Source organism: Kastovskya adunca (assembly GCF_059505785.1).
This window is the reverse complement of the sequence record NZ_JCACLG010000019.1, coordinates 19,931-45,046: the sequence shown is the minus strand read 5'-3', so window position 1 is coordinate 45,046 and position 25,116 is coordinate 19,931. Positions and strand designations below refer to the sequence as shown.

The window sequence follows — 25,116 nt, the reverse complement described above, 5'->3', positions numbered from 1 at the left end:
AGTCTAGTACTGGAGGAAGAAAATGGCGGCTTCCGGGATAATAACAAGCTAAATATCACAGGATAAATCTAGCGTAGGTCTGATCTTTGCCACCAATATTTCTTTGTGGTGGTGCCGAGAATTTACCAATCTCGGTATTGGTATATATACGCTCTTTGACTCTATGTCTAGGTGAAGACCGGATTTGTAGCGCTATTTATCAAAAATTTACACTTCTCAATGCTTGCCCCCAAAAATATTTAAACTTCATTGCAGAATAAGAAGAGAGCGGTCACATCGTGATAATTTCTATAACGTTAGGAATAGCTTAGAGTCTTAGAGTTACAACGGGAGAACACCTTGGATTTGCATTCTACTCAAGCTCAAAACCCATCTTTTCATGAAGATATCAGTGAGTATGTGGCTCAGTTACAGCTTCACATGGCTTTACAAGCCCGTAACTTAGTCCCGACCCTTACTAAGGCAGCCGATAGCAGAGAGCAGCTATTACAGCAAACCCAGGCAAACATCGAAAAACTGGTTTCGCGGCAAGCCATTTAGATTTAGTTTGATGGTTCAACAATTAGATTAAGCGATCGCCCGCCAAGGGTAGAGAACAGATTCTCACAGTTGGCAAAAAGCGATCGCTTTTTATTTGGTCGCCTGTCTCGGCTGAGAGGCAAAGGTGCGAAGTGCTGAGTTGTTCAGGATTCGTGGCGAGTAGCAAGGAGTGCTAATCACCGACAGGGCATTACGGGGATCTGGTAGCGTAACATCCTGTAACATTTGGCATAGTGATAAATAAACGACCTGCAATAATTGCGTTCACGGCTAGCAGCAAAGGACGGTGCGTGGCGCTATCTTGCCTTCTAAGCTGTTATGCAAACGAGAACAATGAATGCAGATAGGAAAGAGGAGACTTTCGTAATGCTTGAATCTTATCGTCAACACGTCGCACAACGGGCGGCGTTGGGAATTCCACCCTTACCGTTGGATACTCAACAAACCTCCGAGTTGTGCCAACTGCTAAAAGCGCCAGCGGCGGGTGAAGAGGAGTACCTACTCTCATTATTGCGCGATCGCGTTCCTCCCGGAGTCGATCAAGCGGCGTATGTAAAAGCCTCATTTCTCACCACCATTGCCAAAGGTGAAGTGAGTTGCCCCTTACTCAAACCCATCGAAGCCATTGAACTCTTGGGGACAATGGTCGGCGGCTACAATGTCCAATCGTTAATAGATTTGCTCAATAGCGACAGCGAGTTAGCGGGTGCAGCCGCCGCCCAGTTGAGCAAAATCATGTTGGTTTATGACGCCTTCAACGATGTCTACGAGCTATCAAAAACCAATAGCTACGCCAAGTTAGTGATTGACTCTTGGGCAGCCGCCGAGTGGTTTACCGCCCGTCCGTCATTACCAGAAACCATAACGGTGACGGTGTTCAAAGTACCGGGAGAGACAAATACAGATGACTTGTCTCCCGCCACCCACGCCACCACACGCCCCGATATTCCCTTACACGCCCTGGCAATGCTGGAATCTCTGATGCCGGAGGGATTGGAAACCATTAGCAAGCTCAAGGAAAAAGGGCATCCCGTTGCTTATGTCGGCGATGTTGTGGGTACGGGTTCCTCTCGCAAGTCAGCGATTAACTCCGTATTGTGGCATATTGGGCAAGATATTCCCTTCGTACCTAATAAGCGGGCAGGGGGTTATATTTTGGGTAATGCGATCGCGCCTATCTTCTTTAATACCGCTGAAGACTCTGGTGCCTTACCCATCGAGTGCGATGTCACCCAAATGGAAACTGGGGATGTAATCACCATTCATCCTTATAAAGGCGAAATCACAAACGAAGCTGGAGAAGTCATTTCCACCTTCACCCTCAAACCTGAAACCATTACCGATGAAGTTCGTGCAGGTGGACGCATCCCCCTACTAATTGGACGTTCCCTCACCGATAAAACCCGTGCCGCCCTAGGATTAGAACCTAGCCCCCTCTTCATCCGTCCTAGCGCCCCGGCGGACACAGGCAAAGGCTTCACCCTAGCGCAGAAAATGGTAGGGAAAGCTTGCGGACTCCCCGGCGTGCGCCCTGGCACCTCCTGCGAACCGATCATGACCACCGTTGGCTCTCAAGATACCACGGGGCCAATGACGCGGGACGAACTCAAAGAACTCGCCTGTCTTGGCTTCAGCGCTGACTTAACTCTGCAATCCTTCTGCCATACCGCCGCTTATCCCAAACCCGTTGATGTTAAGACGCATCAAGACTTACCCGACTTCTTCGCGACTCGTGGCGGCGTCGCTTTGCGTCCTGGCGATGGCATTATCCACTCCTGGCTAAACCGGATGCTGCTACCCGATACCGTCGGTACGGGGGGCGACTCCCACACCCGCTTCCCCTTGGGAATTTCCTTCCCGGCGGGTTCTGGGTTAGTTGCCTTTGCTGCCGCCTTAGGTGTGATGCCTTTAGATATGCCCGAATCCGTTCTCGTGCGTTTCACAGGGGAATTGCAACCCGGTGTTACTCTACGGGATATCGTCAACGCCATCCCCTACGTCGCCATCCAAGAAGGCAAGCTAACCGTTGAGAAGCAGAATAAGAAAAATCTCTTCTCTGGGCGGATTATGGAAATGGAAGGCTTGCCGGATTTGAAAGTAGAACAAGCCTTTGAACTCACTGATGCGACGGCTGAACGTTCCTGTTCCGGTTCCACCATCAAGCTGAGTGAGGAAACCGTTGCCGAGTATCTCCGTTCTAATGTCGCCCTGCTAACGAATCTGGTTGCACGAGGCTACAAGGATGAGCGCACTATGATGCGTCGGGTTGCCAAGATGGAGGAGTGGTTGAAAAATTCTCAGCTGATGTCGGCGGATGCGAATGCAGAGTACGCCGATATCCTGGAAATCGACCTCAACGAAATCAAAGAACCTATCGTTGCTGCACCGAACGACCCAGATAACGTTAAGTTAATGTCCGAGTGTGCTGGGGACAAGATTGATGAGGTGTTCATCGGTTCCTGCATGACCAATATCGGTCATTACCGCGCTGCTGCCAAGGTGTTAGAAGGGGCGGGTAAGGTGAAGGTGCGCCTTTGGATTTGTCCTCCCACTCGCATGGATGAGCAACAACTGCGGGCAGAAGGTATTTACGATATCTTTAACGCGGCAAGTGCCAGAACGGAAATGCCAGGATGTTCTCTCTGCATGGGTAACCAAGCACGGGTAGAAGATGGCGCAACAGTGTTTTCTACCTCTACTCGTAACTTCAACAACCGCATGGGGAAAGATGCGCGGGTTTATCTCGGTTCTGCGGAATTGGCGGCGGTTTGTGCGCTATTAGGAAGAATTCCCACGGTTGAAGAATACATGGAGATTGTGGCGGAAAAACTTAATCCTTTCGCAGGCGATTTGTATCGGTATTTGAACTTCGATCAAATTGAAGGTTTCGAGGATGAGGGACGGGTGATTCCGTTGGAAGAAATGCCCAGAATTGAGGATATTCTGGGGATGCCGACAGCAGCGAGTCGATAATGAAGCTAGGGTGGGCAGTTGCTCCCCTTACTATTGCTATCTTGCTATCCCAAATTTAGAGGTTAAACTTGGGATAGCACCCTATGAATTGTAGAAATTAAGATTTTTAGAAGCATTTACGTCGGCAACTAAAAGGTAATAACAAAAATGTTAACTTCTGCTCAACTAATGCAAGAGCTTGAACCGATTGCTACTAATTTAGGATTTCGTAAATCTATAAGAGAAAATAGTATAGTTTGGACGCATCCCAATGGACAGATAATTATTCCAATCGATCTGCAACTAAAACCTGAGCATTTGCTAAGAATAATTAGAAAAATGCAACAAATTACTATGCAAAGGTATACACCTCTAACAAATAGATATCCAAGGAGTGCAACTTCAAGAGATAGGTATCAGCGGATAGATTTATCTCGTTTTACTGAAGAAGTAGCATCAAAGCAATACTTGTCTGCTGAAACGGAAGAAACTACCCGCCTAGCAGAGCAACATAAAGCTTTGAGCGAACTCACTAAGTTATGGCTAGAGGAGGGAGATGAACAAGAACAAACGGAAACTTGGGAATATCTCCGTCAAGTACTTGATGAAGATCGACCTTCTAATCGTCCATTGTTTCCATGAGCAAAATTGTTATGCTGGACTCTGGTCCATTAGGAATGGTCACTAACCCTAAAAATTCCTCTACCTGTAAAGAGTGCAAACTTTGGTTAGATTCTTTGCCGTTGAAAGGCTATGAAGTTGTGTTGCCAGAAATTGCTGATTACGAAGTGCGGCGGGAATTACTGCGGGCGAATAAGGTAGCAGGGGTAAAAAGACTAGACCAACTCAAAGCAGCAATTACATATTTTCCTATTACCACAGAAACGATGCTTTTAGCAGCTCAGTTATGGGCTGAAGCACGAATGAGAGGGCAACCAACCGCAGATCCCAAAGCCCTTGATGGAGATGTGATCTTGGCAGCTCAAGCAAAATTAGAAGAAAATCAAGAGAATGAAGTTATAATCGCCACAACGAATGTAGGGCATTTGTCTCAGGTTATTGATGCTCGTGAGTGGCAGTGTATTCAGTAAAACTTGAGCTTGTTTTAACTTTCCAGAATTAGCAGAGGCTCCATTTTTAGCCTATCAAAGCATCAATCTAGCTTTCGCTGAAGAGACGCTGACGTTCCTTCAAAAAACTCCTGTGCCTCACGACTGACAACAACTTAATATAAATCAATATTTTCGTTTGAGTCGGTCAACCGGAGTCACCTTTCCTTCTGCAATATCTTTTTTCGCCTTATCAAACGCTTCCTTAAAACCTGAAATAGCTAATAATTCCTCAGTTGCCTCATTACTTTCTCGTTCTACCAGATAAGCTAGAAAATCAGTAGCAACCTGCAATCTCTCAGGTGATAACTGCTCAATATATTGCTTAAGTTGGTTGCGAGCTTCTGTGGTGTTCATCAGTCAGTAGGCAGGTAATTGTGTAACTATTTTAGTTGGGTAACGATAGCGCGATCGCGCTTTAACATCCATTCGTCCTAAAATACAAACATACTGGGTAGTAGTTCCTTTGTTCTAAATTGCCCCCTAAAATGCCTGAGCCGCAACTTCAATGGCAAGTCTCGCCACCGCCTCACTTACCGCAGTGGTTTATTGATGCTGTCAAACGCCACTCTCCCACCTCAGACGGACGTTATGCGGCGCAATTGCTGTGGCAACGAGGCATTCAAGACCCAGAACAGTTAGCAGGCTTTTTAGACCCAAAATTGTATAAACCCGCCAGCCCCTTCGCCTTTGGGCAGGAAATGCACTGGGCAGTGGAACGCTTACAACAAGCCCGCGATCGCCGGGAAAAAGTTGCCGTTTGGGGAGACTTTGACGCCGATGGCATCACTTCAACAGCGGTACTTTGGGAAGGCTTAGGACAGTTTCTCCCGCAGCGTCCAACATCGCCATCTGCAATCCCCAACTCAGGACTCAGTACTCAGCACTCAGCCCTAACTTACTACATTCCCAATCGCCTCACAGAATCCCACGGACTCAACAACCGAGGCATTGACGCCCTCGCCAGCCAGGGAGTCACCCTAATCGTCACCTGCGACACGGGCAGCACTAACCTTAGTGAAATCGACTATGCCGAGAGTTTAGGCATGGGGGTGATTATCACCGACCACCATACCTTGCCCCCAGAACGTCCCCCCGTTGTCGCCATTATTAACCCCCGCTATTTCGCCGAAGACCATCAACTCTTTCATCTTTCTGGCGTTGCTGTTGCCTACAAACTGGTAGAAGCCCTCTACTCTGCGATGCCAGATGTGCCCAAACAGCCGTTAGAGAATTTGTTAGATCTGGTGGCAATTGGGTTAATTGCTGACTTGGTGCAACTGAGTGGTGATTGTCGCTATCTGGCGCAATTGGGGATTGGACGGTTGCAAAAGAATTTGGAATCCCTGCCAATTTCCCAACGACGTCCGGGGGTAACGCGTCTGCTAGAACTGTGTCAACGCAGTGGCGATCGCCCGACGGATATTTCCTTTGGAATTGGGCCCCGCATCAACGCCGTCAGCCGCATTCAGGGCGACGCCTCCTTCTGCGTAGAACTCCTCACCAGCCGCGACGAACAGCGCTGTCACGAGTTGGCATGGGATACCGAACTCGCCAACGCCCGCCGCAAGTCTTTGCAAAAAGATGTCATGCAGCAAGTCCAACAAAAACTTGCTCAACTCGACCTTTCCACGACTAGCGTCATCGTCCTCTGTGACGAACAATGGCAACCGGGTGTCCTGGGTTTAGTCGCCGGACAAATTGCCCAAGAATACGGACGCCCCACCATCCTGTTAAGCACAGCCGACAATTTCACGGCGGATGCTTTTGACTCTGAACGACCGATGACCGACGCCGGAGAGATCTTGGCACGCGGTTCTGCCCGTTCTGTCAATCAAATCGACCTTTACCAGTTGGTGAAGTCCCAAGAGCACCTGCTGCATCGTTTTGGGGGACATCCCTTCGCCGCCGGATTAAGTTTACCCGCAGAGAATATCCCTTTATTTACAGAAGCGATCAATCAACAACTACGGCAACAAGGCGTTATTACGGGTAAGCCAACGATGACCGCCGATTTGGTCGTTCCTGTGGCAGAGTTGAGCAAAGAATTATTCCGAGAATTAAAACTCCTTGAACCCTGCGGTATGGGCAATCCTGTCCCCAAGTTGCTGATTGAGAACTGTTGGTTTAGTAATGTTTGGAATCGCAATACTCAAGATGTAAAGGGGCGCAAAGTTCAGTACATCAAAACTGAATTTGAAATATGGGACGACTCTAGCCCTGAAGCTTTTGCTGGTATCTGGTGGGGACACTACCAAGATGAGCTACCAAAAGGGAGATGCGATGCCATTGTAGAGCTGGACTATAACAACTATAAAAAACGGACGGAAGTGCGTCTTTTGGCGGTGCAACCTCGCTTGGGCGCTAATGGGTTTAACCGTTCCACTCAGCAAGAGTGGATTTTAGACTGGCGTGAGGAAGAGGATTTATTGAGTGTTCAGGCTTCTAACTACATCATTTTGAAAGAATGCCCTAGTAGTTGGGATGAGTTGCAAGTTTGGTTTCGACGGGCAACGCAGTCAGAACGTCCTTTAGCGATCGCCTATTCCCCTCCTGAACCACCTTCTCCCCGCGACGTTTGGGAACAACTGATCGGCATTGCTAAATACCTCAGCCGCACGGGGGAGTCTGCCACCTTAGCGCAACTGAGTGAGAAGTTAGATTTAAGCGATCGCAGCCTTCACCTCGGACTTCAGGCACTTTCTCACCTCGGTTTTCAGGTAAAACACCAAGATTGGGCTATACAAGTCAGTTGGCAGGCTTCTGGTGGCACTGCCGATGTCACTCATGACACTATCCTCACCTTCCTCGCCGCCATCAAAGAAGAACAATTCCGCCGTCGGTATTTCTCTCAAGTTCCTCTGTCCACCATCCAAAGCATGGCAGCACAAACTCTATTGAATCAATAGCTGCTAACGTGAGGATTAGTTATTAGCTGTCAACAATGGAGCAAAACGGATTAACCGTCCCTCAAGTCGAAAAACAAGCAAAAATCGCCGCAAAAAAGGTGGTGTCCAGTCCCTTGCTTGAAAAACTGGCACGGTCTGGCTATGCCGCTAGGGGAGTAGTCTACGTCACCATTGGTTTACTGGCAGCTCAAGTTTCCTTAGGAATTGGCGGTCAATTCACCAATATAAAGGGCGCACTCAAAGCGATTATGATGCAGCCCTTTGGGGAGTTTATACTCATCGCTATTGCTGCCAGTTTAGTCGGCTATGCCATCTGGCGATTCGTACAAGCAATCTTAGACCCCGAATACCAGGAATTTAGTCCCAAGCGCATCATCCCGCGCCTGGGATTTGCCGTCAGTGGTCTAACTCATGTGGGTTTAGCCATTGCTGCTACTAAGATCCTTACAGGTTTGGATGATGGTGAAACGGATGAGGCATCCTCGATAGCCTGGACAGCAAAATTGCTCGCCCAGCCTTTTGGTCGTTGGCTAGTGATAGGGATGGGAGTTTCTGCGATCGCCGTTAGCCTATCGTACTTCTACCGCGTTTATAAAGCTGACTTCCAAAATTTCTTCAAGCTGATTGAGATGAGCAAAATTGAGCAAGTCTGGGCAATCCGCCTCGGCAGGCTTGGTTTTACAGCTCGGGGTGCGATTTCCGGCGTAACTGGCAGTTTTTTGATTCAAGCCGCCCTCCAGTACGATCCCGAAGCCGCCAAAGGATTAGAAGGCGCACTAGAAGCGATCGCCAGACAACCCTTTGGTCTAATCCTCCTAGGCATTGTCGCCCTCGGTCTAATTGCCTACGGTAGCTACGAGTTAGTCCTGGCAAGGTATCGCCGCATTGCTGAGGTAGTTGGGGAGAAAGGATGAAGTATGAAGGGTGAAGTATGAAGGATGAAAGGGGTTATTGGTTCTCTTCCTCTCCCCTGCACCCCTGCACCCCCGCTCCCCTGCACCCACGCTCCCCCGCTCCCTATCAATCCAATCCTCCTTGACGCTCGCACTTAAAGCCTGAGCTGCGCCATGCTTCTAGATCTACAGAAGAAAGCGGAATCACCTCGGAGCAGCGGGGGTGAATTACCTGACTTAGCCCTGCCCAGATCACGCTACGAGCCACGTCTAGCCCTGTTTTTAACCAACTCTCGCGATTGCCGGGAATGCCTTGCTCCTCCACAAGATCTGTTTCTACCCAGATCCCATGTGCCCCCAAAAGAATCCTCGCTAGCCACTGGGCGCGTGGCATGTGAGTGGGGGAAGTGATTAATTTAACTTTACGAACGCCCCATTGATGCAAAATTGGGATATTAAAGTAGAAGTTCTCAAAGGTAGATTTAGCACACTTTTCTAACCAAACCTGAGGGATTGGTGCATTTTCCCGCTGAAAAAGCTGCAAAATGCAAGGGTCTTTTGAGCCTTGAGAAATTAAAACTCGCGTATCAGGGTGCTGTTTTGCCAGTTGCGCGACGTAGATTTCTCGACGAATACTCCCCCCCAAAACAAAAAAAGTATCTACGGGGGCTGATGCGGCTGACCACAAGGTCAAAGCCTTAATCAACAACCAACCACAAAGGAGGACACTGAAGCTCGATAGCCCCACGAGGAGCAAACGTCGGCGAGGTTTGACTCGTGGGGATTGATTTTTGTGACTACGATGCTTCATAACGATTAATTAACCTTACGCTTCAGTCAACCTTGTCTTTTGGCAGTATTGTCTAGATAATCGGGACACTGAGTAAACTGGCACAAAATTCCTGTTACTTGTCTTGGCATTTTAAGTATCTTGAAGCTAGGGTGTTGCCAGCTTTATCCGTGCGATCGCAGCAAAGTAAATCTAAGTGCACCAGTTCCAGAGCCGGGTATCCCTTCAACTGTCTGCTTCTCTAAATAGCTATGTAGTTATTTAAACTCCCCCGTTTCAGCCACTCTCCATCAGCCACTCTTCATGAACCAATCCCCAAAACACTTCCAATTCCTCAGAGGCGCTGTATTTACTGGAGCGCTTGCCACAACAGCCGCTTTGTCTTTGTTTGGCCCAATCTGGTGCCGTTCAGTCGTTGCCGCCCTTCAAGACAGCCCTAAAAATATTGTCGATGAAGTTTGGCAACTGGTTAATCGCGAATATGTCGATCCCTCCTTTAACCAAGTTGATTGGCAAGCAACGAGGCAAACTTTACTGAGCAAAAACTACACCTCTAGGGCACAAGCGTACACGGCAGTTCGCGAAGCTTTAGAAAGATTAGGCGACCCCTATACCCGCTTTCTTGATCCGGAACAATATCAAGCGCTCACGAGCCAAACGGCGGGCGAGCTTTCCGGGGTGGGGATTCGGATGGAAGTGAATACTAAAACACAAACGCTAACGGTGGTTGAACCGCTACCGGATTCTCCGGCGTTTGCAGCGGGGATCAAAGCCGGAGATGAGATTCTGGAAATTGATGGCAAACTGACAAAAGGAATGACCGTCGAGGAAGCCTCCAGTCTGATTCGGGGGGAACCTGGACTACCGATTAAGTTGAAGATTTCCCGGACGGCTAGTAGTCCTTTTGAGGTCTCTCTGACCCGTGCCAACATCGAACTACCCTCCGTTCACTACACCCTGAAGCAAGAAGGTCAACTGCGGGTGGGCTATATCCGCTTGACGGAGTTTAGCTCCCACGCGGCAGAACAAATGCAGCGGGCAATCTCCTCCTTGGATAATCAGAAGGTAGATGCTTATGTTCTCGACTTAAGAGGCAATCCCGGTGGTTTGCTCCATTCCAGTATTGAGATTGCCCGGATGTGGCTAGAGTCGGGTACTGTTGTTCGCACCACAGACCGCAAGGGAGGTAAGCAGGAATTCACAGCAAACCGCACCGCCCTGACTAAACGACCTTTGGCAGTTTTAGTGGACGGGGACTCGGCAAGCGCTAGTGAAATTCTCTCCGGTGCTCTGCAAGACAACCGCCGCGCCAAGGTGATTGGTTCTCAAACCTTTGGTAAGGCATTAGTGCAGTCTGTTCATCCGCTTTCTGACGGTTCTGGTTTAGCAGTAACGGTTGCTCACTACTACACCCCCAACGGCACGGATATTAGTCATAAAGGCATTACACCGGATGTAAAGCTCGACTTGAGCCGCGAACAAGTGCAGCGATTGTCATTGCAGCCAACGTTGGTTGCCACGAATGATGACCCGCACTACAAACAAGCGGTTTCGGTGTTAGCCACTGATGTTGCTGGTCGAACTGTTATCGCGCCTGTCAGACCGATCAGTATCCGCTAATCAGCCGAACGTGGGAGTTTAAGGTGGATTAATTTTGAGGGTAGCAATGTACCCGTTTTAGCAAACTATCCAGTTCGCAGTTGTGTTACCAAATGAACCAGTTCCGGTAAGATGAGCTTTTTGATTGCGAGTTGGACAGCATTGCTAGAGCCAGGAAGTGAGAAGACCAGCTTTTTTTGATAGATTCCTGCAACGGCACGAGAGGCGATCGCCCTCGTGCCGATTTCTTGGTAGCTCAAGAACCGAAACAACTCTCCAAATCCCGGCAACGTCTTTTCTAATAAGCGTTCGAGAGCATCGTAAGTTGTGTCGCGAGGGGCAATACCCGTACCGCCATTGAAAATCAAGGCATCTAAGTCTGCTCGTCCCCCTAGGGTAGTCAGTTGTGCCTGAATTTGCCTCGGTTCATCTTTGAGAATCTCATAGACTCCTACCTGATGACCCGCCTCAACTAGTAACTGCTGAATCAATTGACCACTGCGGTCTGTTTGGGGCGATCGCGTATCGCTTACCGTAATCACTGCACAACTTATGGCGATCGCTGTCGAATCAGGATGAGGCTGGTGCATCATAGGTACTATTGCCAGTTGTCCTTCAAGGGTTAGAAGTTATACAGGTTAAAAGCTGGAATGTTAGAACTTTCAACCTGTCAACCTTCAACGATTCCTACTGAATCAGGACTAATTATGATTTAGTAAATTCCAAACCATGCTCCTTGGCATATCGCTCCATAAAACGTAGGAAGCGCTCCCATTCAGCAGGAGTTGTCATCAAGTGAATCGCTTTGATATCTTTTGCCTGACCATTCACAAAAACACCCTTCACCTCGCGGGTGACAATTTCCCCTTCCTCATCAATCATGTACATCCCAGTAATATCTTCAGATGTATCACTATTGAAGGCACTGGGGCTTTCAAAGGTGAATGTAGCCGTGCCACCACTACCATTTTTGGAACGAGTCAAACGGATATCTGGTATAACGTCTTCGTTAATGCCTTTAGAAAACTGAATTTGTGCCATTACGAATCCCTTTTAGTTAATCTTGATAGTTGGTTATAAAACCATCTTCTCATCAGATAGGGTTTCAGTTAAGCGCCGACTCTCGCTCTAGAATCAGCGTCACCGGCCCATCATTCTCAATGGAAACTTGCATCATCGCTCCAAACTGACCTGTTTCCACCCGCAAGCCACTTTGCCGCAACTGCGCCACAAATTGGTCATACAGTTTTTGGGCGCGTTCAGGAGCCGCAGAACGGTCAAAGGAAGGACGGCGACCTTTGCGACAATTGCCATAGAGGGTAAACTGGCTAATTACCAGCAACTCTCCCTCAATATCCAAGACAGACTTTTCCCCGCGGTCGTTTCCCTTGTCCTGAGCAGGAAATAACCGCAAGTCCAGACACTTTCGCACTATCCAGTCAACTTCTGTCTGGGTATCCGTCTCAGCAATACCGACAAGCAAATTTAGCCCTCGTCCAATTTGACCGACGACAGTACCTGCTACCTCAACTTTTGAGGCTGTTACTCGCTGGATAATAACGCGCATGGTTTAGGAGTTAGGAACTAGAGGCTAGATTCGTCGGGTGGGTTATAGTTTGCCTAACCCACCATCAGACTGACTTACTGTAGCCTTCGCTCCACCGAGCTACTTCCCAAACCCTTTCCCACGATTGGTGGAAGGGAAACAGACACACTTTTGCAGTTGTTCGCGCAAAGTATCGTGGTCTAAACCCTGACCAATCAGCACGATCTGATTTTTCGGTTCTCCTTTCCACTCATCGTCCTCAATCGTGAAACGCTTGCCACTGAGGTGGAAAATGTGGCGGTTAGGGCTTTCATCAAACCAGAGAATCCCTTTTGCACGGAACACATTTGAGGGCAATTGGTTATCTAGGAAATTCTGAAACTTCCTAATCGCTAACGGCTTTTCACTTTGGAAGGATAGGGAGGTAAAGCCGTCATTTTCTAAGTGATGGGAGTGATGGTCGTGATGCTCGTGGTCATGATGGTCGTGGTCGTGGTCATGGTCATGAGCGTGATCATGATGGTCATGGTCGTGAGCGTCGGAACTAAAATGCTTGTCCGTCTCAAACAGACCGACACTGAGAATCAGAGGTAGAGGAACCTGAGCATTAGTTGTGCGGAGAATTCGCGATCCCGCTTTGATGTCTCTAATTCTGAGTTCCAGAGCATCGACATCCGCTTCATCAACCAGATCGATCTTATTGAGCAGGATAATGTCGCCGTAAGCAATCTGGCTGTAAGCCGCTTCGCTGTTAAACAAGTCGAGGCTAAAATTTTCTGAGTCTACCACCGTAACAATCGAATCTAGGCGAGTCATATCTCGCAATTCGGTTCCCAGGAAGGTGAGAGCAACGGGTAGGGGGTCAGCTAAACCTGTTGTTTCTACAACCAGATAATCAATTTTGTCTTGGCGTTCTAAGACTTTGTAAACGGCTTCAACCAAGTCATTATTGATGGTGCAGCAAACACAGCCGTTGTTTAGCTCCACCATGTCCTCACCCGTGGTGACAATCAGCTCATTGTCAATGCCAATCTCACCAAATTCATTAACCAACACAGCGGTTTTGATGCCCTGCTGATTGGTCAATATGTGGTTGAGTAGTGTGGTTTTGCCACTACCAAGAAAACCAGTGATGATGGTTACGGGTAAGCCTTGCTTAGGGAGGTCTATGCCTTGTGAGGAGGCGGCTTGAGTAGGTGTTGATTGCATAATGACAAGATGCGAGAACGTCAGAATATTAAAGGATAGCTACAAATGCTATTAATATCGACAGGGGGATGTTTTAATCACATCCTTTGCCTGTCCCTATTATTGCTTATCCATCCGCTGCTGATTTATTCGCTGCTGTGACATGACCCTAACGCTTTACAATACGCTGACTCGTCGCAAGGAACCGTTTGAGCCACTAGAACCCGGTAAAGTCAAAATGTATTGCTGCGGCATCACAGTGTATGACTACTGTCACTTGGGTCATGCCAGAACTTGCATTATCTGGGATACGGCTCGCCGTTACCTGCAATGGCGAGGATACGATGTGCGCTACGTGCAGAATTTTACTGATATCGATGACAAAATTCTCAATCGGGCGATAAAAGAAGGCGTTTCGATGGAAGTGATTTCCGATCGCTTCATTCAGGCATATTTTGAGGATATGGCGCGGTTGCATGTCATGGAAGCGGATGCCTATCCCCGTGCAACCCATACCCTAGATGGCATCAAGCAACTAATTTACGAGTTAGAACAAAAAAATTACGCTTACCCAGCCGATGGGGATGTTTACTATGCGGTGCGACGCTTTGATCCGTATGGCAAGCTTTCGGGACGCAAGTTAGAAGACTTGCAAGCGGGGGCGAGTGGGCGAGTGGATGCCGAAGATCCCAGTGGCTCTAAGAAAAGAGACCCCTTTGATTTTGCTTTGTGGAAAGGGGCGAAACCAGGGGAACCTGCCTTCTCGTCTCCTTGGGGTGCGGGGCGTCCTGGCTGGCATATTGAATGCTCGGCAATGGTTCGAGATGATTTAGGGGAAACGATTGACATTCATACGGGTGGGGCGGATTTGATTTTTCCCCACCACGAAAATGAAATCGCCCAGTCGGAAGCCGTTACAGGTAAGCCCTTGGCACGTTACTGGATGCACAGCGGCATGGTAACGGTGGATGGAGAGAAGATGTCTAAAACTTTGGGCAATTTTATTACAATTCGCGATTTGCTAGACAAAGGAACTGACTCAATGGCAGTGCGGTTGTTTGTGCTGCAAGCAAATTATCGCAAGCCGATTGATTTTACCGATCAGGTGATTGAGGCAGCAACTAACGGCTGGAATACCCTCAAAGAGGGGTTACTGTTTGGGGAGCAGTGCGCCTCTGTGTTGGGATGGCAAGATTCATCCTCCCCTTCAAAAGGGGCTACAAGCCCTAATCCTTATGTGAAACGCTTTCAAGAAGCAGTGGATGAAGATTTGAATTTTGCTGGGGGATTAGCAGTTTTGTTTGAAATGGCGAAGGAGCTAGTCCGAGAGCGGAATCTGCTGACCCATCAGGGAAAACCTGAAATGCCAGCGCCAGAGTTGCAAATGCTCTGGCAAACCCTGGTGGATCTAGCACAAGTTTTCGGGTTGGAAGCCAAGCCAGAGGGGGTGAAGGAAATCGGATCGGGATTGAGCGATACAGAGATTGAAGCGCTGATTCAGCAACGGACTGAGGCGCGGAAGGGAAAGGATTTTGAGATGAGCGATCGCATCCGAGATCAACTCCAGTCCCAAGGTATTACCCTCATCGACCAACCGGGTGGTGTTACTCGCTGGCGTCATAACTAAACTGGGATTGTCGAAAAACTTCATAATTGAGGAAGCGGTTAACTTGAACAACATGCCTAAGCAGCGCTTTGTTATTTCTTTATCTAACCTGCTCTTGATTGTGGGGGTAATTGGCAGCACCCTCTTACTCTGGCAGTTACGAAGTCTGCTAGTAACGTTGATGATTGCAGTGGTACTAGCGGCGGCATTGGCTCCCATTGTTAATGGAGCCGAAAGGTTACGGCTACCTCGTTGGCTAGCCGTCGTTACTGTTTATTTAGCGTTGATTGGCGGTATAACGGGAGCCGGGATTTTAATTGGTCCGACGGTTGTTGAGCAGATTGAACGCTTGATCCGGAGACTGCCAACTTACCTGGAAAATCTCTGGATTTTGATAGAAAACTTGGCAATTCGTCTGGGAGTGACTGACCCAGAAACCGTTAGTCCCATCAGTCAGCTGTTTGATACTCAAGCGCTGACATCTTGGATAATTCGTTCTAGCCAACAGGTAGCGATACGTTCCTACAGCGTTACTAGAGGGATTGTTGGTGGGGTTCTTAGCATAATTCTGGCGTTGCTGCTTTCGGGCTATATGTTGGTAGGGAGTAAGAACTTAATTAGCGGTTTGATTAGCCTCTTCCCCTACCCCTGGAATCAGCATTTGGCAGCACAGGTGGTACCAGTAAGCAAACGCATGGGGAGTTATATTCAGGGACGGGTTCTCGTTTCTGGAATTTTGGGTATAGCTATTACCTTGGGTTTGAGAATCTTGGGACTATCGGAGTTTGCCCTGGGCTTGGGAGTGATTGCGGGCTTCACCAATTTGATTCCCTTCGTCGGGCCGATTTTGGGGGCGATTCCGGCGCTGATTGTGGCGATCTCTCACGAGGGGTTGACTTTCGGGTGGGTGCTGCTGCTGTTTGCGATTATCCAAAATCTAGAGACTTATGTCCTTGACCCCTTGCTAGTTGGCCCTTCGGTGAAGGTTCACCCGTTGTATCAACTGCTGGCAGTATTGGGAGGGACGCAGGTTTTGGGGATTGTTGGCGCGTTGATTGTCCCGCCTTGGGTGGCGGGTGGAGCGGTTTTACTAGAAAACCTCTACTTACAGCCCAAACAACAGGCAGAACAGCAGCAAAATGCGATCGCTTCCCTTTCCCCATCTGAGGAGAAAGCTGCGGATACGGTTTCACTGAAGCGCTAGTTCTCTACGCAGTCAGGATTTGTGTGAAAGACGAAAGGGAAACAACGCTTCAGTGAAATAAGACTAAGTTTACTAAGCCGCTGTACAGCTAGTTACTCTGTTTAAATAACCAGTGTTTGCGATGGGGGACTGGGGCGATTCTTCCTCATCCCCCAATCCCCAATTCCCAATCTCTAATAACTGTTTATGAATCGCTTTTTACGCTTTCAGTCTCTCCTGAGCCGAATCCTGCAACTGATTATTGTGGCGGTGGCGCTGGGATTTATCCTCATCGCCGTACCCGCATTAGCCCAAAGAGCAACTACTGCTCCCGTCACCCTGGATGGACGACGATTGTTTGATGTCAGCCAATCCGGGCAATACACGGCTCAAGAACGCGCCGCCGAAGCGAATCGTTTTCTCCGTGGAACGATTCAAGCAGACGAACCCGTGCGCGTAGAAATCGAAGAACGTCAGGATTTGCCTGTCATTTTGATCAATGGCGGTCATTTGTTGTCGGTGACATCGGCAGATGCTCCTCCAGGACGCACCATTGAGGAGCAAGCCATCCAATGGAGGAGAGAACTACAAGTGGCTCTCGCTCGTGCCCAGCGAGAGCGTAGCGTTGAGTACCTGACACAGAAAGTCTTAATCAGTATTGGCTGCTTGTTATTAGCACTCGCCCTGAGTTGGGTGTTGAGTTGGATTTGGCAACATTGGCTACAGCCGTTACTTCCTGCAGAAATCAGAGAGTCCAACGACTCCCAACCGTCCAAAAGTGTGAAAAAGACGGTGCAGGTTATTCTATCGGTTATCCGTGCCGCCATTTGGTTCGCCACAACCCTCTACATCACAAATTTATTTCCTCAAACGCGGGAATGGAGTCGTAGTGTTGTCGATTCCATCACCTTTACCCTTACCTCACCCTTCATTCCTCTAGGGCAGGAGTCCTACTCGGTTCTTGATATTTTAATTCTGATCGGGCTGTTTGTCGGTCTATTTGTCTTAACGAGAACGGCAAAAAAATTATTGCGATCGCGAGTCTTAAATTTGACCGGATTAAGTCGCGGTTCCCAAGAAACCATTGCCGTAGTTGCCAACTACTCTCTGATTTTCATCGGCACGATTGTTGTTTTACAAATCTGGGGATTAGACCTTAGTACCCTAGCAATCTTTGCTAGCGTCCTGGGTGTGGGGGTTGGTCTTGGCTTGCAAGGAATCGCCAAAGAATTTATTAGCGGTTTGGTGGTAATTTTTGAGCGCCCAATTCAAGTCGGTGACTTCGTTGAGCTAGGCGAGTTGCTCGGTACAGTGGAACGAATTGGCGTCCGCAGCACAGAAATTGTCACCCTAGATGATTTATCCATCATTGTGCCAAATTCTCGCTTTTTAGAGTCAGAAGTAATCAACTGGACTCACAGAACCCCCATTGCTCGCCTACGACTCCCTGTTGGTGTCGCCTATGGTTCAAACTCAAGCGCTGTACGCATTGCTTTGATTGATGCGGTAAAAGAACATCCCGATGTCTTGTCTGAACCTACACCGAAAGTCTTTTTTGAGGGCTTTGGTGAGAGTTCGTTGAAATTTAATTTGCTCATTTGGATATGTGAACCGCGCAAGCAATTCCGCATCAAAAGTGACATCTACTTTCGGATTGAGGCAATTCTCCGCAATCGCGAGATTGAAATTCCCTTTCCCCAGCAAGACTTGCACGTTCGTTCTGGTAGCTTACCCATTGAGCTTTCTCCGCAGTTGGCAGAGTCTCTCTCTCGGCTATCTGACGGACTCGAAGGCTGGCTGAAACATCAGACGGACATGGCGATGCAGGATAACCGCAATGGTAAGGGGAAAACGGACAAGAATCAGCACGGCGATTAAATTAAGAGGTCTACTAAGTGAGGTTGAATCCTTGAAAAGCATTAAAGTTAATTTCCTCACAGAAGCGATCGCCCTAACCTCTCCTACACAAAGAACATCACCCTTTTTGCCGCCATCCTTCCCCAAACACCCACTATCTGCCCAGAACAGGGAAGTCTTAAGAACGGGGTAGACCTGGAATTATAGAAGCTTGAATTTTTGGATCTTCTGGCGGTTTAGTGTACCACCATGCCCAGGCAAGTAAAACCGCTTGCAAAGGAAGCCGAATGATCTGAAACCAGGGAGAGTCTGGTATACCGTCTAGATGAATTTGATTAACTGCCATATTTATATTGGCAGGAAACACCGCAATAAATAGCGCAAACAGTCCCCAAGCGGCTGCCCGACTTACTGGAGGCACCAAAAGCCCAATTCCGCCCAAAATCTCAAAAAATCCGCTGATATAAACCAACTCTAAATGGTAAGGCAGATAAGGCGGCATGATCTTCACAAACGGCTCTGACTTGACAAAATGCAAAATGCCAAGGGTGATTATTGAAACAGCCAGGATAACTCGTAAAATCTCCTTGTTGTACTTATTGAGCATATGGCGCGAGATTAATTTCTAAATTTCTAGTAATTGCTTTCTATAGTGACAGAAAGTTAAAAAAAGCTTGTTGTTCGTTGGTTTGATTTAATGAGAAGATTTCGGCTTTATGTAGATGACATACCTCAATCAGTGTTGAGTCGTATCAACTCCAATACCCTCACCGTCCTATAAGACGTTTGCTAAGAACGATAACTCTCCAAAATAACCATAACAGAAGACTATAGAACGTAATATTCAGGGCGAATGTTACAAGATTTCCATAAATGTAATCCTCCGAACCAACCTTACCCCAACCAGTTGTGGGAGAACCTCCTTCCTTATCCCGCACGATTGGTAATGGAAAGCCTGCTCTTTGCTCGCCAAATTTACATTGACCAACTTGACAAGGTTCGTGTGTGCACAATTGCTGGCAGTTAGTGGGCTGTTTGTAGCGTAATGAATATATTGTTAATCCTGTCGCAATCAGGATAGTTAGGGCAATTGAAATTCCTCTTCGAGTTACAGAACCATTTGTTGACATTGATTTGACGTTATAGAATGCCAGCCTTAGTACTTCACCTGATCGGCAATCCACTGGAGGTAGGGCTGAGAACCTGCAACAACCGGGAGCGCAATGATTTCTGGAACGTCGTAGGAATGGAGTTCGCAAATTCTCTTCTCTAAAGCCGGAAACGCCGCCTTGTCAGTCTTAATCAGCAGTTGCCACTCGTCTTCAGAATTTACCTCACCCTCCCAGGTGTAGATGGAATGGATGGGGAGCAAATTCACACAAGCCGCGAGTTGCTCTTTAACCAAAGCTTGGGCGATCGCTTCCCCCATCTCCTTCGAGGGTGTTGTTACCATCACCACAACCGCGCTCATTGTGCCTTCTTGCTCTGTCACCCTAGCTACTCCTCACATCGCGGTTAAATAGGATACCTCTTCTGTAGCTTCCTCCATCACCATTCCCCCCGGTAGCACTTCCTCCAGGTTGATACCCGTTAACATTGCCTGACTCAAGTCAGCATAAGTCAACTTGGCTCTCGTCAAAACTGTCCAAGCCAGATTTGCTTCCTCCAAAGACGCTCTGGTTAGGTTAGCTCCTGTCAAATCCGCCCTTTTCAAATTAGCCCGACACAGATTCGCCTCGCTCAAATCCGCCGCCACCAAATTAGCTCCCTCCAGATTTGCCCCATTCAATCTAGCTTCCCTGAGATTAACCCCCTCTAAATCTACGCCTCCTAGATCTACTCCTTTCATACAAGCCTTGTACAAGTTGACGCTATTGAGAGATGCTCCATACAATCGCGCCCCTACCAACCTCGCTTCCGACAAATTTGCCCAATTCAGGTTAACCCCACTGAGGTTAGTGTCCCGCAGGTTCCCCCTCTCCAAATTTGCCCCACAGAGATTTGCCCCCCACAAGTTAGCACCTCTAAGATTAGTTGCACTAAGATTGGCACCACTAAGTTTAGATCTGGGCAGTTTGGACTTCACCATAAACGCCCCACTGAGATTAGTTTTTGTCAAGTCAGTTTCTACCAACTTTGCTTCACTCAGCTTAACAAAGCTCAAATTTGCCCAGTTAAGTTGTGCCTCACTCAAGTCAGACTTGGTTAAAAATGCCCGACTGAAATCAGCTCCCTTCAAATTGGCTCCGCTCAGGTTGATCCCAATGAGGGTAATGCCTCTGAGATCTGCCCCGCTCAGGTCTACACCAGCAAAGTCTCTGATTCCCTGCTCATAAAGTTTGAGGAGACGGTGTACATGCATGTAGGCACTCCAGGTAGTTCATCGTTGGCGATGATTGTTTCAAATTCTATAAGTCCAGCTTTTTTTAGGATTAAGCTTACCCGTTCCTGCTACAAGCAGCCTAAGCATGATTGCTTTTGAATTCCGACTATTGCTGACTTATTGAATTATTAATTACAATTTTACTGCTCTATATAGGTAGGTTTCTGAGTCTATTGAAACTCCGTTACAAATATTTTGTGAATATTTTTTAAACTAAATAAATTCAATTTATCAAAATAGTAAAAATAGTAATATTTTTCCGTAGCAATACGGATATTCACTAGATTTTAAAATTTGCTCTACAGTAAATATTCGAGATTTTAGATAATCTTAGCTAGCTTTGTTTCTAATTAGTCACGAACAGTACCTTTATACCCAACAAGCCTAATTTTTTACACCTTTAGAGGATGAGGAGTTGTATAACAGTAGACCAGAAGCTAAGACAATGTGAGATCAATAAACTCGCTATGCAGGCGCACTGGCTTGTCATAGCTCACTAGCTACTTCTATAGAAGCAGATTTGGTGCCGTCTTCATCCCCCTAGGAGTACCTTTGCAAAGGGTAGCTAGGAAAGAGGCAAGTTGCTAGTTAAGTAACAAATACATTTAAATAAACTTTATCCAAAAGTCACTGAACCGACTCTATCCCCTACGCTCAGGCAAAAGATGGTCAGCATTTTTTCCACCGAGGGATGGAGAGAATTTTAGATATTATTATAAAAGGTTCAACATGGGTGGTTGCCGCCAGTTGAGGAGAAGCAAAAAATCTTTTTCCTCCTCTCCCCCACCGTCTTAGACAATCAAACGCAGACGATATAAACCTCGTTTGCCGCGAATCTCCTATCAGTTAATCTACCCTTACTCTTCAGAAGTAGGACTAGTTCTGTAGGTTTTCCTGGCGCATGGGTAACAAGGAATAAACCTGACCATCCATCAACAGTCTAGTAATTCCTTTGGCATGTAGATGAGAAGAGGTTTTTTGTAACATCTGCCCATCTGGGACTTTAATTACCCGCTGAGAACGATTGGAAAAACGCCGTGCTACCCGGTGGTTGTCAAACACAGGCAAGGTCTTCTCCTGCACTTCCTCCGCCGGAATTGTGCCCAAGTCACTAAAATCCTTTAACGGTCGAGCAATTAACTCGGCAGCTTTATCTACAACCAAATAACAAGTTTTTGGAAACGATGCCTGAGATATGGGCAGCACTTGCACAAGGCTGTTGCGTTTTTGTGGCAGGGTGACACGGGCATACTGACTTTCTGTGTCCGCTAGGTCATCGTCCTCATCCCAGTCATCGTCCTCATCCAAGTCTTCTAGCTCATCGTCGTCCTCATCCAAGTCTTCTAGCTCTTCTCCCAACATCTCTAAGACTTTGGGGCTTGGGGAAACAGCATGATTTTCCGGTGGAGGTATGATGGGACGCTCCGGCGGCAGCGGCTCCGCCTCCTCCAAGCGGTCATGTTGAGCCGAGGTTTCCTGTGATAAGGATTCGCTTAGCGCCGACTCTCTGGCTGCTGGAATAGGCGTAGAGGGACGTTTGCGCCGCCGTCGTTGGGAGGAGTCCAGTATCGGCACTTCCCGAACAGGTACTTCTTGTACTTCTTCTTGACTAGCCGACTCGTTTTCTGGCGGCTTTATGGCTTCAGTAACCGCCTGGGAAGAGCTATTTTGAGTACGCCCAGAACGCTTTTGCTGAATTAAAACTTCATAGTCAGGCTCTGACAGGTTGCTTTTGAGCAGGCGGCTAATCGTGGAATTACTCACGCCATAACGACCTGCCAGAGTAGAAGTGGTTTCTTCTGGCAGTCGATACAAGCTCAGAATATCTTTTTTGTCAGACTCAGATAATTTTCTAGGACTCATTCGGTGACCTCAAGCACGCTTGCGTACACCACGGCGGGAACGGCTCGACACATCATATTCTAGGGCGGCACCAATGGCAAATAGTACGCCGCTAAATACAAAAAATACCTCTAAAAGACCGCCACTTTCGTACTCTACAGCACGCGCTTCAATATATTTGAACCACATATCTGCAATGTATAGCGAAAAGGCAGCGGCGGCAATCATTCGCCAAGATTGGGCAAAACGCCCTCCCCAAAAGGCAAGTAACAGAGTAGAGGCAATAATCAAAAGAAAAATATCACCGAGGATATAGAGGAAATTGATCGGTCGAGCCAGGGGACTGAGAATACTTTCTAGATCTAGGATAAAGCTTGGAGGCTGTCTTACCCCATCCAAATCCGCTGCTGTTGTCGTTTCCCCTGTCGATATGGGGGCAGGGGCAGCCTGGGTAGGGCTAGGTTTAACGATGGGCGAGGCAGAGGGAGATCCCTGTGTTGTTGAAGGTGCAGAGGCATCCACTTGGGCAGTCTCAGAACTGGCGGGTGTAGAGAAGAAAAGCCAAGCCGCAAAAATGATTCCAATTGCGCCAATTCCTGCTACGGTGACCCACTGCCATTTTTCCAAATTCAAGCGCCGAGGAAGAACAGCTAGCGTCATGCCCCAGCCGAGCAAAATATAGAACGCAATGTAAAACAAGTCAGCAGGCGATACATCGGGGTCAAGACCCCAGTACACTTCCCACCAACCAAAGAGCAAATTGCCGATGAAAAACGACAGCATTCCTAACCCAATGCCCAACCACACATTCCGTCCGCTAGCAATTTGAGGACTTTGCCAATTTCTATAGCAGAGTAAAGCCGCCCCTAAGAAGGGCAGAGTTTCCAAGACATAGGTGCCAATCAAGTACCAAAAGGGACTGTCTTCTCCAGGGACATTGATGCTAAACAGCAAAAAAAATAACAGGGAGAATACTGCCCACCCTACTCCGATGTAGACAATGTTCTGACCGCTGAGAAGAGATTGAAAACCGGATGGCTTGTCCGCAGAGGCACTCATAAGACTTCCTAAGATAACTGGTGTCGATGATTCTCCAGCCTTGAACGGGATGCTGAATGGTGAATTTCTACCTCAATCCAGTATTACATCTAGAGCTTAGACCGATTACAAAAGTTAAATATTTTCTTGTTTATCGCCAGAGTTTGCCTAAAGGAGATTGATTGAGCCACTCCAGAAATTGGTTGCGGTCAGAGGCTGGCATATCTTGCAAAATTTCTCCTACACCTTCTGCAAAATTAGCATTGCCAAAATATTCCTTACCGAGGCGATACAGCTCTTGAAGCAAGGTGATTAGATGATGTTCTTCCCACTGAGGCACCTGAAGCGTTGTCAGGGGGTCCATGGTGAACAGATAGTTCACGGCTTCTGAGGTATCTGCCTGGGGAAAGTGCCACTGGCGAAAGACATCGGTAATATCTTTCTGAAATAATCCTGCCTGACGATTGCCTAAAAAATCTGCAATATCGATATAGACAGTTTGCAGCAACAAGATGCAGGCTTGAGTAAAGGGGAGGGCTTTGGTATCAGTGCCGACTTCACTGCCAAGTTGTTCTAAGCGAAGTTTCCCCCAGACGCTGTAGCGGTCTGGTTCTTCTAGGAGCACACAGGCTTTACCGCGATTATCGGTAAGATCACGCCAGAAGGCTTTCGCTTCTTCTTGTTGATTGGCAGCAAAGACGCTAATCAAACGAAACGTCTGCCCCTGATAGCTCAGAACCGGGATTTGTTGCTCCCGCTTTGGGTGCTGAATTGTCGAAATTTCAACATCCTGCCGCTTCAGAATAAACATGACACTGGCAAATGACTCCTGAGCTGAAATCGGGGCGCACAATGCGAGGAATGGAATAAAGCAATTAGCAACTGTAATATCCAGACTGCGTAGGCTTTGGTTTCTTCTAAGTAGCGATCGCCTTGACTCTATACACTATCCTATATAAGTGCCTATTGATGGATGGTTTCCAGTGTACATTGACCGTCAAGCCACTTGAAACGTTGAGTTAAAATTTGAATTGCTTTGCCTACCTCATCGCCGATACAATCTTTGATAATATAAGAGTCTTGTGGGTGCGTAACTCAGGTGGATAGAGTAGCTGCCTTCTAAGCAGCGAGCCGCAGGTTCGAGTCCTGCCGCACCCGTTTCCTACAAATGAAAGTTTACTCCCGGTTGGCAAGTTGCCTGAAATTGTGCGGCTTGACAGAAATCATTCATGAGTGGAATTTTGGGAAATTGGGAGTTTCAGCAAAGCCCTAACTACAAATCAAGCACTCGCCGTGGCGCACAAGGCTTGCCTTATTGCTTAGGTTACCCAAATTTCCACAAACTGAATCACTCGCTTTAATACTAATACTCTCGTTACTACAGTAGGTTGACCCTAAACTTTAGGTTTTGAGAGCAAAAAAATAATCCATGGAAGCCTTGTGGGAGAGGTTTCCATGGATTGTTTATCAAGCCCGTGGCGAGGATTGAACTCGCGACCTCACCCTTACCAAGGGTGTGCTCTACCACTGAGCTACACGGGCGCAAAGAAGGAAAAAGTAATAATAACTTTTCCCTTCTAGTGAAGTGGGCCGAGCTGGATTTGAACCAGCGTAGGCGTAGCCAGCGGATTTACAGTCCGCCCCCATTAACCGCTCGGGCATCGACCCATTTGTCCCACGG

General features: G+C 47.7%; 24 protein-coding genes and 3 tRNA genes. 12 read left to right on the top strand and 15 right to left on the bottom strand.

Annotated features, from left to right (window positions below; genetic code table 11):
• Positions 1 to 339: 339 nt before the first annotated feature.
• Entirely contained in the window at positions 340 to 540 is a 201-nt protein-coding gene (locus AC5JR3_RS06245) for a hypothetical protein (RefSeq protein WP_495844080.1), read from the top strand.
• Between the two features lie 22 nt (positions 541 to 562).
• Here AC5JR3_RS06245 and AC5JR3_RS06240 read toward each other — a convergent pair whose 3' ends face one another.
• Positions 563 to 706 carry a hypothetical protein gene (locus AC5JR3_RS06240; RefSeq protein ID WP_495844079.1) on the bottom strand — a complete coding sequence of 48 codons (144 nt, stop codon included), beginning with the start codon at positions 704 to 706 and terminating at the stop codon, positions 563 to 565.
• Positions 707 to 906: 200 nt separating this feature from the next.
• Here AC5JR3_RS06240 and acnB point away from each other — a divergent pair, with 200 nt between their 5' ends.
• The 3 genes from acnB (at position 907) to AC5JR3_RS06225 (ending at position 4,583) form a co-directional block, all read left to right on the top strand.
• On the top strand, positions 907 to 3,513 hold the full coding sequence (gene acnB / locus AC5JR3_RS06235; protein ID WP_495844077.1) for a bifunctional aconitate hydratase 2/2-methylisocitrate dehydratase: 2,607 nt from the start codon (positions 907 to 909) through the stop codon (positions 3,511 to 3,513).
• Between the two features lie 147 nt (positions 3,514 to 3,660).
• Positions 3,661 to 4,134 (top strand): hypothetical protein, encoded by a 474-nt coding sequence (locus tag AC5JR3_RS06230; RefSeq protein WP_495844075.1) that lies wholly within the window; start codon positions 3,661 to 3,663, stop codon positions 4,132 to 4,134.
• Positions 4,131 to 4,583 (top strand): PIN domain-containing protein, encoded by a 453-nt coding sequence (locus AC5JR3_RS06225; protein WP_495844073.1) that lies wholly within the window; start codon positions 4,131 to 4,133, stop codon positions 4,581 to 4,583. The genes AC5JR3_RS06230 and AC5JR3_RS06225 overlap by 4 nt, the downstream gene beginning before the upstream one ends.
• A 144-nt stretch (positions 4,584 to 4,727) precedes the next feature.
• Here the strand turns inward: AC5JR3_RS06225 and AC5JR3_RS06220 are convergent, their stop codons facing one another.
• A complete protein-coding gene (locus AC5JR3_RS06220) occupies positions 4,728 to 4,958 on the bottom strand; it encodes a hypothetical protein (protein WP_495844071.1) in 231 nt (76 codons plus the stop codon).
• A 131-nt stretch (positions 4,959 to 5,089) separates the two neighbouring features.
• On the opposite strand from AC5JR3_RS06220, the gene recJ reads away from it, so the two are divergent.
• On the top strand, positions 5,090 to 7,510 hold the full coding sequence (gene recJ, locus AC5JR3_RS06215) for a single-stranded-DNA-specific exonuclease RecJ (RefSeq protein WP_495844069.1): 2,421 nt from the start codon (positions 5,090 to 5,092) through the stop codon (positions 7,508 to 7,510).
• Between the two features lie 35 nt (positions 7,511 to 7,545).
• Entirely contained in the window at positions 7,546 to 8,424 is an 879-nt protein-coding gene (locus AC5JR3_RS06210) for a DUF1206 domain-containing protein (RefSeq protein WP_495844067.1), read from the top strand.
• A 106-nt stretch (positions 8,425 to 8,530) separates the two neighbouring features.
• Here the strand turns inward: AC5JR3_RS06210 and AC5JR3_RS06205 are convergent, their stop codons facing one another.
• Positions 8,531 to 9,214, bottom strand: coding sequence for a YdcF family protein (locus AC5JR3_RS06205; RefSeq protein ID WP_495844065.1), 684 nt, complete (start codon positions 9,212 to 9,214; stop codon positions 8,531 to 8,533).
• Positions 9,215 to 9,496: 282 nt separating this feature from the next.
• On the opposite strand from AC5JR3_RS06205, the gene ctpB reads away from it, so the two are divergent.
• Positions 9,497 to 10,813: a carboxyl-terminal processing protease CtpB gene (gene ctpB / locus AC5JR3_RS06200; RefSeq protein ID WP_495844064.1), complete on the top strand. Its 1,317-nt coding sequence runs from the start codon at positions 9,497 to 9,499 to the stop codon at positions 10,811 to 10,813.
• Between the two features lie 65 nt (positions 10,814 to 10,878).
• Here ctpB and AC5JR3_RS06195 read toward each other — a convergent pair whose 3' ends face one another.
• From AC5JR3_RS06195 to AC5JR3_RS06180, 4 genes are all read right to left on the bottom strand, one after another.
• Positions 10,879 to 11,385, bottom strand: a complete 507-nt coding sequence (locus AC5JR3_RS06195) for a MogA/MoaB family molybdenum cofactor biosynthesis protein (protein WP_495844062.1) — start codon at positions 11,383 to 11,385, stop codon at positions 10,879 to 10,881.
• A gap of 112 nt (positions 11,386 to 11,497) precedes the next feature.
• On the bottom strand, positions 11,498 to 11,833 hold the full coding sequence (gene psb28 / locus AC5JR3_RS06190; protein ID WP_495844061.1) for a photosystem II reaction center protein Psb28: 336 nt from the start codon (positions 11,831 to 11,833) through the stop codon (positions 11,498 to 11,500).
• Between the two features lie 64 nt (positions 11,834 to 11,897).
• Positions 11,898 to 12,359 (bottom strand): D-aminoacyl-tRNA deacylase, encoded by a 462-nt coding sequence (gene dtd / locus AC5JR3_RS06185; protein WP_495844059.1) that lies wholly within the window; start codon positions 12,357 to 12,359, stop codon positions 11,898 to 11,900.
• Positions 12,360 to 12,458: 99 nt separating this feature from the next.
• The gene (locus AC5JR3_RS06180; protein ID WP_495844057.1) at positions 12,459 to 13,547 is read right to left on the bottom strand and encodes a CobW family GTP-binding protein; all 1,089 of its coding nucleotides are present in this window, start codon (positions 13,545 to 13,547) and stop codon (positions 12,459 to 12,461) included.
• Between the two features lie 142 nt (positions 13,548 to 13,689).
• Here AC5JR3_RS06180 and cysS point away from each other — a divergent pair, with 142 nt between their 5' ends.
• The 4 genes from cysS to AC5JR3_RS06160 all read left to right on the top strand — a co-directional run bounded on the left by cysS (position 13,690) and on the right by AC5JR3_RS06160 (position 18,365).
• Positions 13,690 to 15,153 carry a cysteine--tRNA ligase gene (gene cysS / locus AC5JR3_RS06175; protein WP_495844055.1) on the top strand — a complete coding sequence of 488 codons (1,464 nt, stop codon included), beginning with the start codon at positions 13,690 to 13,692 and terminating at the stop codon, positions 15,151 to 15,153.
• A gap of 52 nt (positions 15,154 to 15,205) precedes the next feature.
• The gene (locus AC5JR3_RS06170; RefSeq protein WP_495844054.1) at positions 15,206 to 16,336 is read left to right on the top strand and encodes an AI-2E family transporter; all 1,131 of its coding nucleotides are present in this window, start codon (positions 15,206 to 15,208) and stop codon (positions 16,334 to 16,336) included.
• Between the two features lie 186 nt (positions 16,337 to 16,522).
• The gene (locus AC5JR3_RS06165) at positions 16,523 to 18,193 is read left to right on the top strand and encodes a mechanosensitive ion channel family protein (RefSeq protein WP_495844052.1); all 1,671 of its coding nucleotides are present in this window, start codon (positions 16,523 to 16,525) and stop codon (positions 18,191 to 18,193) included.
• A gap of 31 nt (positions 18,194 to 18,224) precedes the next feature.
• Positions 18,225 to 18,365: a hypothetical protein gene (locus tag AC5JR3_RS06160; protein ID WP_495844050.1), complete on the top strand. Its 141-nt coding sequence runs from the start codon at positions 18,225 to 18,227 to the stop codon at positions 18,363 to 18,365.
• Here the strand turns inward: AC5JR3_RS06160 and AC5JR3_RS06155 are convergent.
• The 6 genes from AC5JR3_RS06155 to AC5JR3_RS06130 all read right to left on the bottom strand — a co-directional run bounded on the left by AC5JR3_RS06155 (position 18,351) and on the right by AC5JR3_RS06130 (position 24,246).
• On the bottom strand, positions 18,351 to 18,779 hold the full coding sequence (locus AC5JR3_RS06155; protein ID WP_495844048.1) for a DoxX family protein: 429 nt from the start codon (positions 18,777 to 18,779) through the stop codon (positions 18,351 to 18,353). The genes AC5JR3_RS06160 and AC5JR3_RS06155 overlap by 15 nt on opposite strands.
• 549 nt (positions 18,780 to 19,328) lie before the next feature.
• The gene (cutA, locus tag AC5JR3_RS06150; RefSeq protein ID WP_495844127.1) at positions 19,329 to 19,643 is read right to left on the bottom strand and encodes a divalent-cation tolerance protein CutA; all 315 of its coding nucleotides are present in this window, start codon (positions 19,641 to 19,643) and stop codon (positions 19,329 to 19,331) included.
• A gap of 33 nt (positions 19,644 to 19,676) precedes the next feature.
• Positions 19,677 to 20,534: a pentapeptide repeat-containing protein gene (locus AC5JR3_RS06145; protein WP_495844046.1), complete on the bottom strand. Its 858-nt coding sequence runs from the start codon at positions 20,532 to 20,534 to the stop codon at positions 19,677 to 19,679.
• Positions 20,535 to 21,431: 897 nt separating this feature from the next.
• Complete coding sequence (locus AC5JR3_RS06140) at positions 21,432 to 22,418, bottom strand: hypothetical protein (RefSeq protein ID WP_495844044.1); 987 nt, start codon at positions 22,416 to 22,418, stop codon at positions 21,432 to 21,434.
• Positions 22,419 to 22,427: 9 nt separating this feature from the next.
• Positions 22,428 to 23,456, bottom strand: a complete 1,029-nt coding sequence (locus AC5JR3_RS06135) for a hypothetical protein (protein ID WP_495844043.1) — start codon at positions 23,454 to 23,456, stop codon at positions 22,428 to 22,430.
• Positions 23,457 to 23,586: 130 nt separating this feature from the next.
• Complete coding sequence (locus tag AC5JR3_RS06130) at positions 23,587 to 24,246, bottom strand: Npun_F0813 family protein (RefSeq protein ID WP_495844042.1); 660 nt, start codon at positions 24,244 to 24,246, stop codon at positions 23,587 to 23,589.
• Positions 24,247 to 24,519: 273 nt separating this feature from the next.
• On the opposite strand from AC5JR3_RS06130, the gene AC5JR3_RS06125 reads away from it, so the two are divergent.
• A tRNA-Arg gene (locus tag AC5JR3_RS06125) sits at positions 24,520 to 24,593 on the top strand.
• 312 nt (positions 24,594 to 24,905) lie between these two features.
• Here AC5JR3_RS06125 and AC5JR3_RS06120 read toward each other — a convergent pair.
• A tRNA-Thr gene (locus AC5JR3_RS06120) sits at positions 24,906 to 24,977 on the bottom strand.
• 44 nt (positions 24,978 to 25,021) lie between these two features.
• Positions 25,022 to 25,103 (bottom strand) — tRNA-Tyr (locus AC5JR3_RS06115).
• Positions 25,104 to 25,116 lie beyond the last annotated feature (13 nt).